Origin of the sequence: Rhizobium sp. CRRU65 (assembly GCF_048551595.1) — a bacterium.
Taxonomy (GTDB): domain Bacteria; phylum Pseudomonadota; class Alphaproteobacteria; order Rhizobiales; family Rhizobiaceae; genus Rhizobium; species Rhizobium leguminosarum_J.
On record NZ_JBLYZH010000026.1, the window covers coordinates 21,078 to 35,927 of the forward strand.

Consider the following 14,850-nt stretch of genomic DNA (forward strand, 5'->3'; position numbering starts at 1 on the left):
ATGGCGTGATCTTGCCTTTCGTTCAATGCCGAGATCTAGTGATCCACCATGATTTTGTGAATGTCGCCCCCATGCGTCTTCCCCCGCTCAATGCCATCCGCGCCTTCGAGGCCGTCTGCCGTCATGGCAGCATTCTGAAGGCTGCCGAAGAGCTGAATGTGGTGCGCGGCGCCGTGCGCCAGCAGATCGACACGCTGGAGAATCACTTCGGTAGCAAGCTCTTCCTGCGCGACGGCCGCAGGCTGGTCCCGACCTTGCAGGCCAGCGCTTTTGCGGCCGCCGCGAGCGCGGCTTTCGACATTCTGCAGCGCGCCGCGTCGGAACTCGAAGGCGCCGTGCCGCGCCGCATCCGCCTTGGCGTACCCTCCGCCTTCGCGGTCTGGTGGCTGATGCCGCGCGCAGCAGACATGCAGGCGAGCCTCGGCGATACCGTCGACATCGTGCCGATGGCCACGGTCGAACCGCTGCAGATGCACCTGGAATTGGACGCCGTGATCATGGGCGGCGAATACCGGCCGGCCGCAGGCATTACCGCCCTGCGATTCATGGCGGATGAGTTCGGTCCGGTCGCAACGCCTTCGCTTGGCGCGACACTATCGAGCGACCCGGCGGCGATGGGCACGCAGACGATGCTTATCAGCCGCAGCGTTCCGAAGCTCTGGGACGAATGGTTTGCCGAAAGCGGCACGCCGCCGGTCGTCTTTTCCCGCACCCAGGAATTCGCGGATCTGCTGCTGGCGCTGGGTGCCGCCCGTTCCGGGCTTGGCATCGCACTTGCCCCACGTGCCTCGATCGAGGACGATCTCGAGCGCGGGCATCTGGTCGCGCCCTACGGCTTCATCTCTCGGCCATCGGGCTACAACCTCTGCTGCCGCACGCCGGATGTGAAACGGCCGGCCTTTGCGGCCTTGTCCGGTTGGTTGCTTCGTTGCGGGACACCAGCCTGAAAAGGGCAGATTTTCTGCCCCTTCGCCAGAATTACTTCCATATTCGTAACCCTGTTGGTCCGCTAGAAACAGCACCAACACGCAAATAGGAAAGAGTTGATGGAAAAGAGCGCAACCCGCATCGACTGGATCGGCAACAGCTGCCGGCTGCTCAAGGCGACGGCGGCCGAATTCGAGCGGACGCGTCCCTTCGAGGGCCTGTCGATCGGCACCGGCATCCATCTCGAGCCGAAGACGGTGGCGCTGCTGATGACGCTTCGCGCCGGTGGGGCGCGTCTTGTCTGCACCGGCAATCTCAACAGCACCCAGCCTTCGACGGTCGAGTTCTTGCGTACCCAAGGCATCTCGGTCTTCGCGATGCAGACGACCGATCCCGCCGCTCACCATCAGAGCCTCGAAGCGGTGATTGCCGAAAAGCCGAATCTGCTGCTCGACAATGGCGGCGATCTTTTCGCCATCGCGGCGGAAAAACCCTACGCCAATCTCCGCGGCGGCACTGAGGAAACCACCTCGGGCCGCATCCGCCTGCTGCCGCTGCGCGCGCGCCTGAACATGCCGATCCTCGTCATCAACGACAGCCCGATCAAGCAGTTCGCCGAAAACAGGCATGCCGTCGGTCAGAGCCTGTTTGAAAGCTACCTGCGCTTCACCAACCGCTCCACCAACGGCAAGCGCGTGACGGTGTTCGGCTACGGCGCCTGCGGCAAGGGCACGGCCGCCTGTTTCCGCAATGCCTTTTCCACCGTCAGCGTCATCGATATCGATCCGGTGACAACGCTCGAAGCTCATCTCGACGGTTTCACCACACCGCTGCGCGACGCGGCGATCCGCTCGGCCGATATCATCGTTACCGTCACGGGTTTTGCCGGCATCGTGACGGCGGCCGACCTGCCGCTCGTCAAGGATGGCGCGATCCTGATGAATGGCGGCCATTTCCCGCATGAGATCGATGTCGAAGCCTTCCGTCGCCACCCCGATGTCATTGGCATCGATCGCTACGAGGCCGACCATATCGAGACCTTCCATCTCAGCGACGGCCGCTCTTTCCATGTGCTCGGTGGCGGCCATATGGCCAATCTCGCCGGCCCGCGGCCGCTCGGCAATACCGTCGAGTCGATGGATCTCGGCTTCACCCTTCAGGCCCGCTGCCTGGAACGCATCGCCAAGGGTGAGGCCGGCCCGCAATCCTGCATCGTGCCTGTGCCCGCTGATATCGATGCGATGGTGGCGAACGCCTATCTCGATCTAGCGCGCTGATTCCGCCGACGGATTAAGAGCCGACGGATTGAGATCAGTCGATCTCGACGACGAGCTTTCCGTCCGCCTGCCGGTCTTCGATCAGCCGATGCGCCTCATCTGTATCGGCAAGGCTAAAGCGGCGCGGGTCGAGCTTCGGCATCACCTTGCCGGCTTCGACGAGCTTCGTCATCTCCCGCATGATCTCACCATGATGGGCGCGTCCCTCGCCGGTCAGAAGCGGCAGCAGCGTGAAGACGCCGGAATAGGTGGCCGCCTTGAAGGAGAGCGGCGCCAGCGCATGGCTTCCCCAGCCAAGGCAGCTCACGACGTGGCCAAACTGGCTGACGGCTCGGAATGCCGCATCGAGCCCCTTGCCGCCGACCGTATCGTAGACCAGATCGAAACCCTTGCCGCCGGTGTGCCTTGCGACATAGGTTTCAACCGTTTCCGCGTCACGATCGATCGGTGTTGCGCCAAGACCGGCGAGATAGTCCGCTTTCGACGCGCCGTCGACCACATAGACCTCGGCTCCGACAGCCTCGGCGATCTGCGCGACGATATGGCCGACACCGCCGCCGCCAATCACCAGAACCTTCTGGCCGGCCTTGACCCCGGCGCGGTCGACCAGCCCCTCCCAGGCGGTGATCGAGATCAGCGGCAAGGCGGCTGCCTCGCGCATCGACAGATTCTGCGGCTTTGGCGCCAGCAGCGCGGCGTCAACAGCTGCAAATTCGGCAAGCGATCCCTGAATGCCGCCGACCCCGCCGGTCATGCCGTAGACCGCGTCGCCGCGGCGAAAACCGCTGACGCCAGTTCCGACCTCTTCGACAACACCGGCCATATCGATACCGACAATGGCGGGAAGCGGATGGCGGGCATGGGCCGCATTGCCGGCCCGGATCTTGAGGTCGAGCGGATTGACGCCGCTTGCCTTGATGCGCACCAGGACCTGGCCTTCGCCGGGCACCGGTTTTGAAATATCGGCGATGCGCAATGGTGAATTCGGTGCTTCAGCCAACAGCGCTTTCATCGTTGATTGTACAGACATGGAGCTCTCCTTCGTTCGCGGTGCGGCGTCGGTAGGAACACCGCAATTGGCGTGGAAGAAAGATGCTTCATTGAAACTCGAATGAAAATGAAAGATAACGACTGAAGTCCATGCATTTTTGTTTGGCGGATGCGAGCGATGGAATGGAGTGACCTCAGGCTGTTTCTGGCGATCGCGCGGTTCGGCACGCTGGGGGCAGCAGCCCGCAACCGCGGGCTGACGCAGCCGACGATGGGCAGACGGCTGCGTGCCCTTGAAGCCTCTCTCGGCCAGACGCTTTTTCAGCGCACGACCGATGGCTTCGTCCTGACCGACGAAGGCGCAGCCGTGTTCGCCGGCGCCGAACGCATCGAGGAGGAGGCGCTCGCCATGGAGCGGAGCCTTGCCGGCGGCAGCCGTCAGCTCGATGGTTTACTCAGGCTGTCCTCATCCGACTGGTTCGGCGCGCACGTGCTTTCGCCTGTGCTGGCGGAATTCTCGCAAGTTCATCCGAAGGTGGTGGTCGAATTGCTGACTGACAGCCGGCTTCTCAGTCTGTCGCGACGCGAAGCCGACCTCGTCTTTCGCATCCAGCCTTTTACGGAAGCGGAGATCGTATCGCGCAAGCTTATCCGTATCGAATACGGCCTTTACATCAGTCGCGGCGCACCGCACCCCGAAGCCGGCGACGGCGCGGGCGCCCGCCTTGTCACCATGGACGAGGCTTTCGGCGAGATGCCGGATGTCGGCTGGCTGCGGCGCCTGTTGCCGCAGGCCGACATCGTCACGCGCAGCAACAGCCGCGACGTGCAGGCCGCGCTCTGCGCCAACGGAGCCGGGCTCGCCGTCCTGCCGCGGCCGCTCGGCGATTCTCTTGCGGCCATCGAACTGGTCGATCTCGGTGAACCGCCACCCGGCCGCGACACCTGGGTCGGCTATCACCGCGACATGAAGCGGTTAGCGCGGCTGCGCGCCCTGCTGGACCTTGTCATCGAGAGGCTGGCGCGCTGAATCGGTGATGCCGTCAGCGCTCCCAATAGGGGACGGGACCATAAAGCTCTGCCAGATAGTCGATGAACAGCCGCACCTTGGCCGGCAGGAACTGCCGGCTGGGATAAACGGCCGACAGCGCGACATTGTGCGAGCTCTCATAGGCCGGCAGCACCTGCACCAGCCGGCCGGCCTTGAGCTCTTCACCGATATCCCAGGTGGAGCGCAGCGCGATCCCGAGCCCGGCGATGACCGCCTCGCGGATCACCTCGCTGGAATTGGTGACGAGCAAGCCTTCCGGCCTGAGACTCAGCGCCCCGTCCGGCCCGTTCAGCCGCCAGGTGTCGTTATTGTGGGCCGGCAGGCAGCGATGGCGTTTCAGCTCGTCGATGTGCTTCGGCTCGCCATGCGACGCAAGGTAATCCGGCGAGGCGCAGAGCAGCCGGCGCACCGGCGCCAGCCTTCGGGCAACGAGGCTCGAATCGGTGAGTTCGGCAATGCGGATCGCCAGATCGAAGCCGCCGCCGACGATGTCGCTGAATTCGTCGGTCAGCACCAGGTTGATCGCAAGCTCCGGATGCGCCTCCATGAAATCCTTCAGATGCGGCGCGATATGCATGCGCCCGAAGGAGGTCGGGGCCGAGATCTTCAGCGTGCCGTGCATCTGCGCCGAGCGGCCGGAAATATAGAATTCTGCCTCTTCGAGCCCGGCGAGAATGCCGAGAACGCGGTCGTAGAAGCCCTGTCCGGCCTCCGTCAGCGAGATCTGCCGTGTCGTGCGTTGCAGAAGCCGGGTGCCGAGCCGGTCCTCCAGCCGCTTGATCCGTTTGGAGACGACGGCCGGCGAAAAGCCGAGCGCCCGCCCGGCGAGCGACATGCTTCCGGTCGAAACGACCTTGGCAAAGATTTCGAGATCACCCAGATTGGTCATACGGTTTTGTGACTTTTTCCCCTTTTGGCATAAGTGCTTAGCATTTGCGCCACTTTCGGGAAAGTGCTAAGCCGGTTTATCGGCGGCAGGGAGGTCGCGGCCGGTTTCGTTGTCATCTTCCCGCTGTCATTCCCCGTCGTCAGGGCCAGGGAGAACGCCATGTCCGACGCCATTTCGTTTCTCGAGCCGCGCGCCGAAGTGCTGGCGCGCCGAGCCCAGATCGTCGCCGATCTGACCGATCTTCTGCCGTCGGAATGCCTGGTGCATGAGGCGCGCGAGCTGGTGCCGTTCGAAACCGACGCCTTCGTGTCCTACCGCCGCCTGCCGCTCGCCGTCGCCCTGCCGCGCACCACGGCCGAGGTTTCGGCGGTCATGCGTTATTGCAATCGCTACGGCATTCCCGTCGTGCCGCGCGGCGCCGGCACCTCGCTCTCCGGCGGAGCCATTCCGCAGGAGGATGCCGTCGTGCTCGGCCTGTCGAAGATGAACAGCATTCTCGAAATCGATCTGCCGAACCGGGTCGCCGTGGTCCAGGCCGGCGTCACCAATCTCAATATTTCCGAATCCGTCTCCGCGGACGGCTTTTTCTATGCGCCTGACCCGAGCTCGCAGCTTGCCTGCACCATCGGCGGCAATATCGGCATGAATTCCGGCGGCGCCCACTGCCTGAAATACGGCGTCACCACCAATAATCTGCTCGGCGTCAGGATGGTGCTGGTTGACGGCACGGTGATCGAGCTTGGCGGTAAGGCGCTGGATGCGGCAGGCTACGACCTGCTCGGCCTCGTCTGCGGTCATGAAGGCCAGCTCGGCATCGTCACCGAGGCAACGGTGCGGCTGATCGCCAAGCCGGAAGGCGCGCGCCCGGTGCTCTTTGGCTTCGAGAGCTCGGAGAAGGCTGGCGCCTGCGTTGCCGATGTCATCGCCGCCGGCATCATCCCGGTCGCGATCGAATTCATGGACAGGCCGGCGATCGAGATCTGCGAGGCCTTCGCCCATGCCGGATACCCCCTCGATGTCGGCGCGCTATTGATCGTTGAGGTCGAGGGGTCGGAAGCGGAGATGGACGCCGCGCTGAAGGACATCGTCGAGATCGCCCGGCGGCACGCTGTGAAGACCGTGCGCGAATGCCAGTCGGCGACCGAGGCGGCGCTGATCTGGAAGGGCCGCAAATCCGCCTTCGGCGCCACCGGCCGCATCGCCGACTATATCTGCATGGACGGCACCGTGCCGCTCAGTCAGCTCTCGCACGTGCTGAAAAGAACCGCCGAGATCGTCGATCATTACGGCTTGCGCGTCGCCAACGTCTTCCATGCCGGCGACGGCAACATGCACCCGCTGATCCTCTTCAACGCCAACGATCCCGAAGATGCCGCCCGTGCCGAGGCCGCCGGCAACGATATCCTTCGGCTCTGCGTCGATGCCGGCGGCTGCCTCACCGGCGAACATGGCGTCGGCATAGAGAAGCGCGACCTGATGCGCCACCAATATTCCGAGGTCGATCTCACCCAGCAGATGGCGGCGCGTGCCGCCTTCGATCCTGGCTGGCTCCTCAATCCGTCGAAGGTCTTCCCGCTCGAAGGGCGCCCCGCCGCATGATCGATCTGATGCCGACGAGCGAGGAAGAGGCAGCAGCGATCGTCCGCGCCCATGCGGAGAGCGGCCGGCCGCTGGCGATCTGCGGCGGCAATAGCCGCTCGGGCTTCGGCAATACCGTTGCCGCCGAGGACCGGCTGCGCTCGACCGGCCTTTCCGGCATCGTCGCCTATAATCCCGGCGAAATGGTCATGACCGTCCGATCCGGCACGCCGCTTGCCGAGGTCGAGGCGGCACTTTCGGAGAGCGGCCAGATGCTCGCCTTCGAGCCGATGGATCATCGCACGGTGATGGGCACATCGGGCGAGCCGACGATCGGCGGCGTTTTCGCTGCCAATGTCTCCGGTCCGCGCCGGCTGATCGCGGGTGCCGCCCGCGACAGCCTGCTCGGGGTGCGCTTCGTCAACGGCAGGGGCGAGATCATCAAGGCCGGCGGCCGGGTGATGAAGAATGTCACCGGTCTCGATCTCGTCAAGCTGGTCGCCGGCTCGCATGGCACGCTGGGCTTCCTCACCGAAGTCACCTTCCGTGTGCCGCCGCGCCCGAAGACGGAGCGGACAGTGGTGCTATCAGGTCTCAACGACGCCGAGGCAACAAACGCCATGGCGGCGGCAATGGCGCTGCCGGTCGAAGTCTCAGGCGCTGCCCACCTGCCACTGACGGTGACGTGGAAATTCCTCGCCGGCAAATTGCCGGAGGGCGAGGCGACCGTTCTGCGCATAGAAGGCTTGGCCGGCTCGGTCGACGCACGCATCGAAAAGCTTGCCGCTGCAATGTCGGCCTTCGCCACGGTCACGCGGCTGGAACAGCCGGAAAGCTCCAGGCTCTGGCAGGACATCCGCGACGTGCTGCCCTATGCCGACGGCACCACGCGGCCGGTCTGGCGCGTCTCGGTCGCCCCCGGCACCGGCCATCAGCTGGTTGCCGCCCTCCGCCTCGAGGCCGGCGTCGACGCCTTCTACGACTGGCAGGGCGGCCTCGTCTGGATGCGCATGGAGGCCGGCCCCGAAGCCGAGCAGGTCCGTCGCTACATCAAGGCGCTCGGCGGCGGCCACGCGACGCTGATCCGTGCATCGGGTGAGGCGAGGGCGGTTACAGCTGCCTTCCAGCCGGAGCCCGAGGCGGTGGCGATGTTGTCGCGCCGGGTGAAGGAGAAATTCGATCCGGCGGGAATCTTCAATCCGGGGAAGATGGGGTGAGGGATAAGATGGGTTTGCGCTTGGGTTACCCCCCTCTGTCCTGCCGGACATCTCCCCCACAAGGGGGGAGATCACGCAGGAGCCGTGACGCTCTCATTTCGACTTATCGCGATGGTAAACCTGAGCGTTGCGAGATGGGAAGCCGTTGCGGCATATCGATCTCCCTCCTGGTGGGGGAGATGTCCGGCAGGACAGAGGGGGGTATCCCAAACAATACGCCCGAGCTTCTCCCAAAGCGGAGGTCCCGCTAGATGCAAACCAATTTCACCCTGACCCAGCTCCTCGACCCTGATGTCGCCGAATCCGAGCAGATTCTGCGCAAATGTGTTCACTGCGGTTTCTGCACCGCCACCTGTCCGACCTATGTGACGCTCGGCAACGAGCTCGACAGTCCGCGTGGCCGCATCTATCTGATCAAGGACATGCTGGAAAACGGCCGGCCCGCCGATGCAGAGGTCGTCACCCATATCGACCGCTGTCTCTCCTGCCTTGCCTGCGTCACCACCTGTCCCTCCGGCGTCGACTACATGCATCTGGTCGATCACGCCCGCGCCCATATCGAAAAGACCTATAAACGCCCGTTCATGAACCGGCTGACGCGCGCCTTACTTGCCGCCGTGTTGCCCTATCCCGGCCGTTTCCGGCTGGCGCTCAATCTCGCCCGTCTCGGCCGGCCCTTCGTCGGCCTGATGCGCGGTGGCGCGCTGAAACCCTTCGCTGCCATGCTGGCGCTTGCGCCGCGGCGGATCCCGGCCGCTTCGGACTTCGCAAAGCCCGGCACATATCGGCCGGAGACGGAACGGCGCGGCCGGGTGGCGATCCTTTCAGGCTGTGCTCAGCCGGTGCTCGATCCCGGCATCACCGTAGCGGCAATCCGCCTGCTGACGCGGATCGGCGTCGAGGTCGTGATGCCGGAGGGCGAGGTCTGCTGCGGCTCGCTGGTCCATCACATGGGCCGCGCCGAACAGGCGCTCGAAAGCGCCCGCGCCAATGTCGATATCTGGACGCGCGAGATCGACGGGCAGGGCCTCGATGCGATCATCATCACCGCTTCGGGCTGCGGCACGACGATCAAGGATTACGGCCACATGCTGCGCCTCGATCCCGCCTATGCCGCAAAGGCGGCCAGGGTCTCGGCGCTGGCCAAGGACGTCACCGAATATCTCGCAACCCTCGACCTGCCGGCACACATGCCGAAGGGTATCACCGTCGCATATCATTCCGCCTGTTCCATGCAGCACGGCCAGCGAATCACGCTCGCGCCGAAGCAATTATTGAAAGCGGCGGGCTTTACTGTGCGCGATCCGGCGGAAGGCCATCTTTGCTGCGGCTCCGCCGGCACCTACAACATCATGCAGCCGGAGATCTCGGCCGTGCTGAAGGCGCGCAAGGTCAAGAACCTCGAGGCGACCAAGGCCGATATCATCGCCACCGGCAATATCGGCTGCATCACCCAGATTGCCACCGGCACCGGCATGCCGATCCTGCATACGGTCGAGCTTCTGGATTGGGCCTATGGCGGCGCTGTGCCGGAAAAATTAACAGGTTTGCCGTTAGGCTGAGACCTATGACAGCGCCGCGCATCTTTTCGAGAGCCGCAAAGCACGCTGTCTCGGGAGGTTAGGCGATGTGGCGTGGAATGATCGTATTTGCGGGACTGCTCGGTGCGGCAGGCACCGCCCATGCAAATAGCCGTTATTTCTGTTCCGCCGATGACAAGGAAGCGCGCTTCACGCTCGAAAGCGGTTTCGAAAGCGCTGCCGCCCACAAGCTCAACCATTTCCGCGGCGCGCTGATCGTCAAGGATCCGGCCCAAGAGGCCGTGTTCGGAAAGCGCGTTTTCGAATCGCAGCACCTGACCAACCATTGGTCGCGTAACGGCGAACTGCTCATGGAAGTCTTCGACGGCGGCGAAGATGACACTAACGGCGCAACGCTGGATCTGGTGGTTGTCGCTGGCGAACGCGGCAAGCCGGCGGCAAATTTCAGCGGCAGCTATTCCCTGACGATCGAAGGCGGTGAAAAACCCTATGCCGTCGAGGGCAAGGTCAGCTGCGGCACCAAATAGAGCAATTTCAGGAAAAGTGCGAAGCGGTTTTCCCAGGCAAAGCGCAAAGCGGTTTTGCCGGGAATTGCGTAATAATAAAAGGTTAGAGCGGTTCTGCGCTTCTATGCGCTGAACCGCTCTAACGCCGCAGCCGAAATTTATTTACCAGTGGAACGATACGCCAACGTTGACGGCATTCGTGAAGATGTTGGTCTTCAGGTCCACGCCGCTGTCGATCGGAACGTCGATGCGCGAATAGGTGCCCTTGTATTCGACGAAGGTCGACCAGCGCTCGGTCACCTTGAAGTCGACGCCGGCCTGGGCCTGCAGCGTCACGCCGCCGAATTCATAGGCCCAGGTCTTGCCCTCGGGGCGAATCACTTCGACATGCGGAATGTTCACGCCGATACCGGCGCCGAGATAGGGGGTCCAGCGGCGGGTCGGATCCTGGAAACGGTAGAGACCGTTCACCGTGATGAGGTTCAGGCCGTCGGTGAATTCGAAATGCGACCAGCCGGCCTTGGCGAGCGTATCGTCGTCGGCATAGACCTTGTCATGGGTATAATCGAGCGAAATACCCCAGTTCGGCTTGTTGAAGTTCTCAAGCCACCAGGTGACGCGGCCACCGTAATAAGGTGGGCTGCCGAAGGACTTACCTTCCCAGCCGGCGGTGAAATGCGTGCCGTCGGAAAGATCGACGCCGCTGTGCGGCGCGGTCTGATAGCCGCCGTAGATCGAGAATTGCAGATCTTCCGCCGAGGCGGAAACTGCCGAACAGATTGTCAAAAACGCGATGCCCGCAAGCAAGGAAGCGGAGGAACGCAGCGCATATGTCATTGAATAGCCCCGATATAAATGTGTCGACTCTTAGGCAGGTTTGCCAGCTTTCGGCCGCAAAGTCTAAGCAAAACAAAAGGCGCGTCAAAATGCGCCTTTCATTTTTTTCGTAAGTGTTGCTCAGCCGCCGAACATCGTGCGCAGCACGTCGATGCCCCTGTCCTCGAACGCCACCTTGCCCTGCCTGTTGCCGGGGCCGATGACGATCACCTTTGTGCCGACCGGCGCGCGATCGTAGAGATGCGACACATCCTCGTTCATCATCCGGATGCAGCCGGAAGACATGTTGAGGCCGATCGTCCAGGGCTGATTGGTGCCGTGGATGCGGAAGATCGTGTCGCGGCCGCCCTGGTAGAGATACATTGCGCGGGCGCCGAGCGGATTGTCCTCGCCGCCTTCCTGGAAAGCAGGAATCATATGTCCCTTGGCGGCTTCGCGGCGGCGCATCTCGGCCGGCGGCGTCCAGCTCGGCCATTCGGCCTTGCGGCCGATCTTGACGACCCCCGACCAGCCGAAGCCGTCGCGGCCGACGCCGATGCCGTATCGGGTGGCGCGATTGTTGCCTTCGACGAGGTAGAGATATTTGTTGTTGGTATCGATGATGACGGTGCCGGCGGCTTCCGTCGTTGCCAGGCGCACTTTCTTGCGCTTGAACTGCGGCTTCACATATTTCGGCATCTGCGCGACGCGCACGATCTGTGCCGGTGCCTGTGCATTGTCGGGCGCGGAGCCCGCAGGTGCTGCAAAGGCGGATGTAGACATCAATGACAGGACAAGTCCGGCAGCAGCCAGACCCGGCATTAGTTTGATCATGATCGATTCCCCTCAAGCAAATCCGCTCGAAGCTACATGAACTTCTGCCTGATTCAAGATCGGTGTGGCCGGATAAAGCATTTTTGGAGAAGGAGAGCCGGATGTTCTTGCGGCTCCCACTGCATAATTTATCCTCAAATCGGACTCGACTTAAGGAAAAATTATGCAGCAATTTAAAGGATTACAGCGCCCTTTGCGGCTCTCGAAAAGACGCGTGGCGCTGTAAGTATTGCGCCGCCTTTACATGACGATGACGCGGGTTCCGACATTGACGCGGTCGTAGAGGTCGACGACGTCTTCGTTGCGCAGGCGGATGCAGCCGGAGGAGACGGCGCTGCCGATCGACCAGGGGGCGTTGGTGCCGTGGATGCGGTAAAGCGTCGAGCCGAGATACATGGCGCGGGCGCCAAGCGGGTTTTCCGCCCCGCCGTCCATGCGCGCCGGCAGGTAATGGCCCTTGGCGGCTTCGCGGCTGATCATCTCGGAAGGCGGCGTCCAATCCGGCCATTCGGTCTTGCGGGTGATTTTGTGGGCGCCGGCCCATTCGAAGCCCGGCTTGCCGACGCCGACGCCGTAGCGCCGCGCCTTGCCGCCTTGCATCACCAGATAGAGGAAGCGGTTGTTGGTATCGATGACGATCGTGCCGGGCTTTTCCGTGGTGTCGTAATCGACCATCTGCGGCAGGTATTGCGGTTCGATCGGACGACGGATCGACGGGATGCCGGGATTGATCGCCGAAACGGTCTGCGGTGACACCTGCGGCGCCCGACGGATGATCCGGCGCTGGAAAAGGCCGCGCTGCTGCGGCTGGACGACCGGTCGCTGATAGACGACGGGACGAACCCTGCCGCCGCCCAGTTGGTTGATCCAGGGTGCGGTCAGATCGGGGCTGAGCACAACGGGCGGGCGGGTGGCGTAGCGGTCGTCTGCAGTGGCGGCCGTGGAGAAAATGCCGAAAAGGGCTGCGGCAAGAACAAGCTGTTTCATCATCGGACGAACTCTCTACAAATGACCGAAAATGGGCTGGCGGGACATGTCCGCCCGGGCGGAGATGTCCCACCCGGGAAAGACGCTGCCACCCAATCCGCCAGCGAATGGTAAAGATCGATTCACGAAAAGCCGACCGATCGGATAAACTTTTCGTCAGGGTTACCGTTCGGTTTGGAAAGACGGTTTGCAAATGGTAAAGCCGGAATCATGAGCAGAGAACGAAGCGGATCCCCGCAGAATGAAGGATCATGAGCGCGACAGGCATCATCATCGGCGAGGACGGCAGGAGCCGCTGCCACTGGCACGCCAATCTGCCCGACTATCTCCGCTATCATGACGAGGAATGGGGCCGTCCTGTCACCGATGATATCCGCCTCTTCGAGAAGATCTGCCTCGAAGGCTTCCAGTCGGGCCTTTCCTGGCTGACGATCCTCCGCAAACGCCAGAATTTCCGCGCCGCCTTTTCAGGTTTCGATTTCGACAAGGTCGCCCTTTTCGGCGAAGAGGATGTCGCTCGCTGCCTTGGCGATGCCGGCATCATCCGCCATCGCGGCAAGATCGTCTCGACCATCAACAATGCCAAGCGCGCCATCGAACTCCGCGGCGAATTCGGCTCGCTCGCCCATTATTTCTGGCGCTACGAGCCCGGCCATAACGAGCGGCCGGCGGTGGTCGACCGCGAGCACATCGTCGCCAATCCGACGACGCCGACATCGGTGGTCATTTCGAAGGATTTGAAGAAACGCGGCTGGACCTTTGTCGGCCCGACCACAGTTTATGCTTTCATGCAGGCGATGGGTCTCGTCAACGATCATCTGGAAGGCTGCTTCTGCCGGCCCGAGGTCGAGGCGATGCGCACTGCTCTGGTTCGCCCATGAAAGATCATCCCGTGAGAACACTGATCGCCGCCGCTGCCCTTTTCCTCCTGACCGTCTCCGCCATGGCGCAGACGCCGCAGCTCGATCCCGGTGAGAAGCTGGAGAAGCTGCAATTCCCGGCCGTCACCATGCAGTTGAAGGGCTGGACGAAGTTCGGCAATGGCCATGTCTATACGCTGCCGGTGCTCGCCGGTCAGCATATGAAGATCAGCTTTTCGACCAAAAGCAAATTTGCCTTCCTGGCGATTTTCGACCTGTCGAAACCCGATGACGAGGCCTTCTTCGGCACCGACGAGGACGGCATGAGCTTCGAGACGACGATCAAGGAAAACGCCACCTGGCTGCTGCGCCCCTATTATTCCAAGGTCTCGCCGCGCCGCGGCCTCGGCGCTCCCTTCAGCATCCTGATCGAGCCGTTGGCGGCTGCCCCGCAGCAGCCGAAACCGCCGGCCGAGCCGGAGCGCCCCTCGCTGTTCCCGAAGGCCCCGCCCAAGCCGCAATGAGGCAGAGGTGGCGCCCGGCTTAGCCGAGCCGGGCGATCAGGTCGCGCAATTCGCCGAGGTGGTCGATCTTGCGGAAACGCGGCGCCTCTTTCGGCTCGTCCACATGTTCCAGCACCCAGGTCAGTTCGTGTGGCACGAAGACGCCGTAGCTGCCGGCGGCGATCGCCGGCACGATGTCCGATTTCAGCGAATTGCCGACCATCATTGCCCGCTCCGGCCCGTCGCCGACCTTGGCGAAGATGCGGCGATAGGTGACCGCCGTCTTGTCGGAGACGATCTCGACGGCATCGAAGAAGTCGCCGAGCCCCGATTGGGCGAGCTTGCGCTCCTGATCGAAGAGATCGCCCTTGGTGATCATGACAAGCAGGTATTTGCCGGCAAGCGCCTCCAGCGTGTCGCGCACATGCGGCATGGTCTCGACAGGATGAGAGAGGAGCTCGCGGCCGGTATCGAGGATCTTGGCGATCACGCCGGCCGGAATCTTGCCCTCGGTGATCTCGATCGCCGTCTCGATCATCGACAGCGTGAAACCCTTGATGCCGAAGCCGTAATGGCGAAGGTTGCGTTTTTCGGCCTCCAGCAGCCGTTCGGAAATCTTCGGTCCTTCGGCGAAATCGGCAAGAAGCCCGGTGAAATGGGCTTCCGTCAGCCGGTAATATTGTTCGTTCTGCCAGAGTGTATCGTCGGCATCGAAGCCGATCGTGGTCAGTGGTCGCGTCGTCATATGCGCACCTCTTAAAATATGGCCGGCAATCTATCGGCGGCCTGTGTCGAGACAAGGGCATAGCCTCCGCAGAGCCAAGCTACGGCGTTGAAAAGCGCCGACGCCGCACTACATGAAAATCGCCTCACC

15 protein-coding genes are annotated in these 14,850 nt (G+C 62.7%); 9 read left to right on the forward strand and 6 right to left on the reverse strand.

The window, feature by feature from the left end; genetic code table 11:
- Nucleotides 1-38: 38 nt before the first annotated feature.
- Both ACM5SV_RS34210 and ACM5SV_RS34215 read left to right on the forward strand, forming a co-directional pair.
- Nucleotides 39-947 carry a LysR substrate-binding domain-containing protein gene (locus tag ACM5SV_RS34210; protein WP_419425491.1) on the forward strand — a complete coding sequence of 303 codons (909 nt, stop codon included), beginning with the start codon at nucleotides 39-41 and terminating at the stop codon, nucleotides 945-947.
- A gap of 99 nt (nucleotides 948-1,046) precedes the next feature.
- A complete protein-coding gene (locus ACM5SV_RS34215; protein ID WP_222015654.1) occupies nucleotides 1,047-2,204 on the forward strand; it encodes an adenosylhomocysteinase in 1,158 nt (385 codons plus the stop codon).
- 34 nt (nucleotides 2,205-2,238) lie between these two features.
- On the opposite strand, the gene ACM5SV_RS34220 is transcribed toward ACM5SV_RS34215, so the two are convergent.
- Entirely contained in the window at nucleotides 2,239-3,234 is a 996-nt protein-coding gene (locus ACM5SV_RS34220) for a zinc-dependent alcohol dehydrogenase family protein (protein ID WP_222015653.1), read from the reverse strand.
- 138 nt (nucleotides 3,235-3,372) lie between these two features.
- On the opposite strand from ACM5SV_RS34220, the gene ACM5SV_RS34225 reads away from it, so the two are divergent.
- Nucleotides 3,373-4,224 (forward strand): LysR family transcriptional regulator, encoded by an 852-nt coding sequence (locus tag ACM5SV_RS34225; RefSeq protein WP_128407385.1) that lies wholly within the window; start codon nucleotides 3,373-3,375, stop codon nucleotides 4,222-4,224.
- A 13-nt stretch (nucleotides 4,225-4,237) separates the two neighbouring features.
- On the opposite strand, the gene ACM5SV_RS34230 is transcribed toward ACM5SV_RS34225, so the two are convergent.
- Nucleotides 4,238-5,134 (reverse strand): LysR family transcriptional regulator, encoded by an 897-nt coding sequence (locus ACM5SV_RS34230; RefSeq protein ID WP_012756185.1) that lies wholly within the window; start codon nucleotides 5,132-5,134, stop codon nucleotides 4,238-4,240.
- A gap of 159 nt (nucleotides 5,135-5,293) precedes the next feature.
- On the opposite strand from ACM5SV_RS34230, the gene ACM5SV_RS34235 reads away from it, so the two are divergent.
- The 4 genes from ACM5SV_RS34235 to ACM5SV_RS34250 all read left to right on the forward strand — a co-directional run bounded on the left by ACM5SV_RS34235 (nucleotide 5,294) and on the right by ACM5SV_RS34250 (nucleotide 9,997).
- Nucleotides 5,294-6,733 carry an FAD-linked oxidase C-terminal domain-containing protein gene (locus tag ACM5SV_RS34235; RefSeq protein WP_222015652.1) on the forward strand — a complete coding sequence of 480 codons (1,440 nt, stop codon included), beginning with the start codon at nucleotides 5,294-5,296 and terminating at the stop codon, nucleotides 6,731-6,733.
- A complete protein-coding gene (glcE, locus tag ACM5SV_RS34240) occupies nucleotides 6,730-7,929 on the forward strand; it encodes a glycolate oxidase subunit GlcE (RefSeq protein ID WP_222015651.1) in 1,200 nt (399 codons plus the stop codon). The genes ACM5SV_RS34235 and glcE overlap by 4 nt, the downstream gene beginning before the upstream one ends.
- A 251-nt stretch (nucleotides 7,930-8,180) precedes the next feature.
- The gene (glcF, locus tag ACM5SV_RS34245) at nucleotides 8,181-9,491 is read left to right on the forward strand and encodes a glycolate oxidase subunit GlcF (RefSeq protein ID WP_222015650.1); all 1,311 of its coding nucleotides are present in this window, start codon (nucleotides 8,181-8,183) and stop codon (nucleotides 9,489-9,491) included.
- A gap of 65 nt (nucleotides 9,492-9,556) precedes the next feature.
- On the forward strand, nucleotides 9,557-9,997 hold the full coding sequence (locus ACM5SV_RS34250) for a hypothetical protein (RefSeq protein ID WP_222015649.1): 441 nt from the start codon (nucleotides 9,557-9,559) through the stop codon (nucleotides 9,995-9,997).
- Between the two features lie 141 nt (nucleotides 9,998-10,138).
- On the opposite strand, the gene ACM5SV_RS34255 is transcribed toward ACM5SV_RS34250, so the two are convergent.
- The 3 genes from ACM5SV_RS34255 to ACM5SV_RS34265 all read right to left on the reverse strand — a co-directional run bounded on the left by ACM5SV_RS34255 (nucleotide 10,139) and on the right by ACM5SV_RS34265 (nucleotide 12,616).
- The gene (locus ACM5SV_RS34255; RefSeq protein WP_113547258.1) at nucleotides 10,139-10,813 is read right to left on the reverse strand and encodes an outer membrane protein; all 675 of its coding nucleotides are present in this window, start codon (nucleotides 10,811-10,813) and stop codon (nucleotides 10,139-10,141) included.
- A gap of 120 nt (nucleotides 10,814-10,933) precedes the next feature.
- On the reverse strand, nucleotides 10,934-11,626 hold the full coding sequence (locus ACM5SV_RS34260; protein WP_221965354.1) for a L,D-transpeptidase: 693 nt from the start codon (nucleotides 11,624-11,626) through the stop codon (nucleotides 10,934-10,936).
- 240 nt (nucleotides 11,627-11,866) lie between these two features.
- Nucleotides 11,867-12,616: a L,D-transpeptidase gene (locus ACM5SV_RS34265; protein WP_017993051.1), complete on the reverse strand. Its 750-nt coding sequence runs from the start codon at nucleotides 12,614-12,616 to the stop codon at nucleotides 11,867-11,869.
- Nucleotides 12,617-12,864: 248 nt separating this feature from the next.
- Between ACM5SV_RS34265 and ACM5SV_RS34270 the strand changes: the two genes are divergently transcribed.
- The gene (locus ACM5SV_RS34270; RefSeq protein ID WP_222015648.1) at nucleotides 12,865-13,494 is read left to right on the forward strand and encodes a DNA-3-methyladenine glycosylase I; all 630 of its coding nucleotides are present in this window, start codon (nucleotides 12,865-12,867) and stop codon (nucleotides 13,492-13,494) included.
- Nucleotides 13,491-13,997, forward strand: coding sequence for a hypothetical protein (locus tag ACM5SV_RS34275; RefSeq protein ID WP_017993052.1), 507 nt, complete (start codon nucleotides 13,491-13,493; stop codon nucleotides 13,995-13,997). Before ACM5SV_RS34270 ends, ACM5SV_RS34275 begins: the two co-directional genes overlap by 4 nt.
- A gap of 19 nt (nucleotides 13,998-14,016) precedes the next feature.
- Here the strand turns inward: ACM5SV_RS34275 and ACM5SV_RS34280 are convergent, their stop codons facing one another.
- Entirely contained in the window at nucleotides 14,017-14,721 is a 705-nt protein-coding gene (locus ACM5SV_RS34280; protein ID WP_017993053.1) for an HAD family hydrolase, read from the reverse strand.
- Nucleotides 14,722-14,850: the final 129 nt, after the last annotated feature.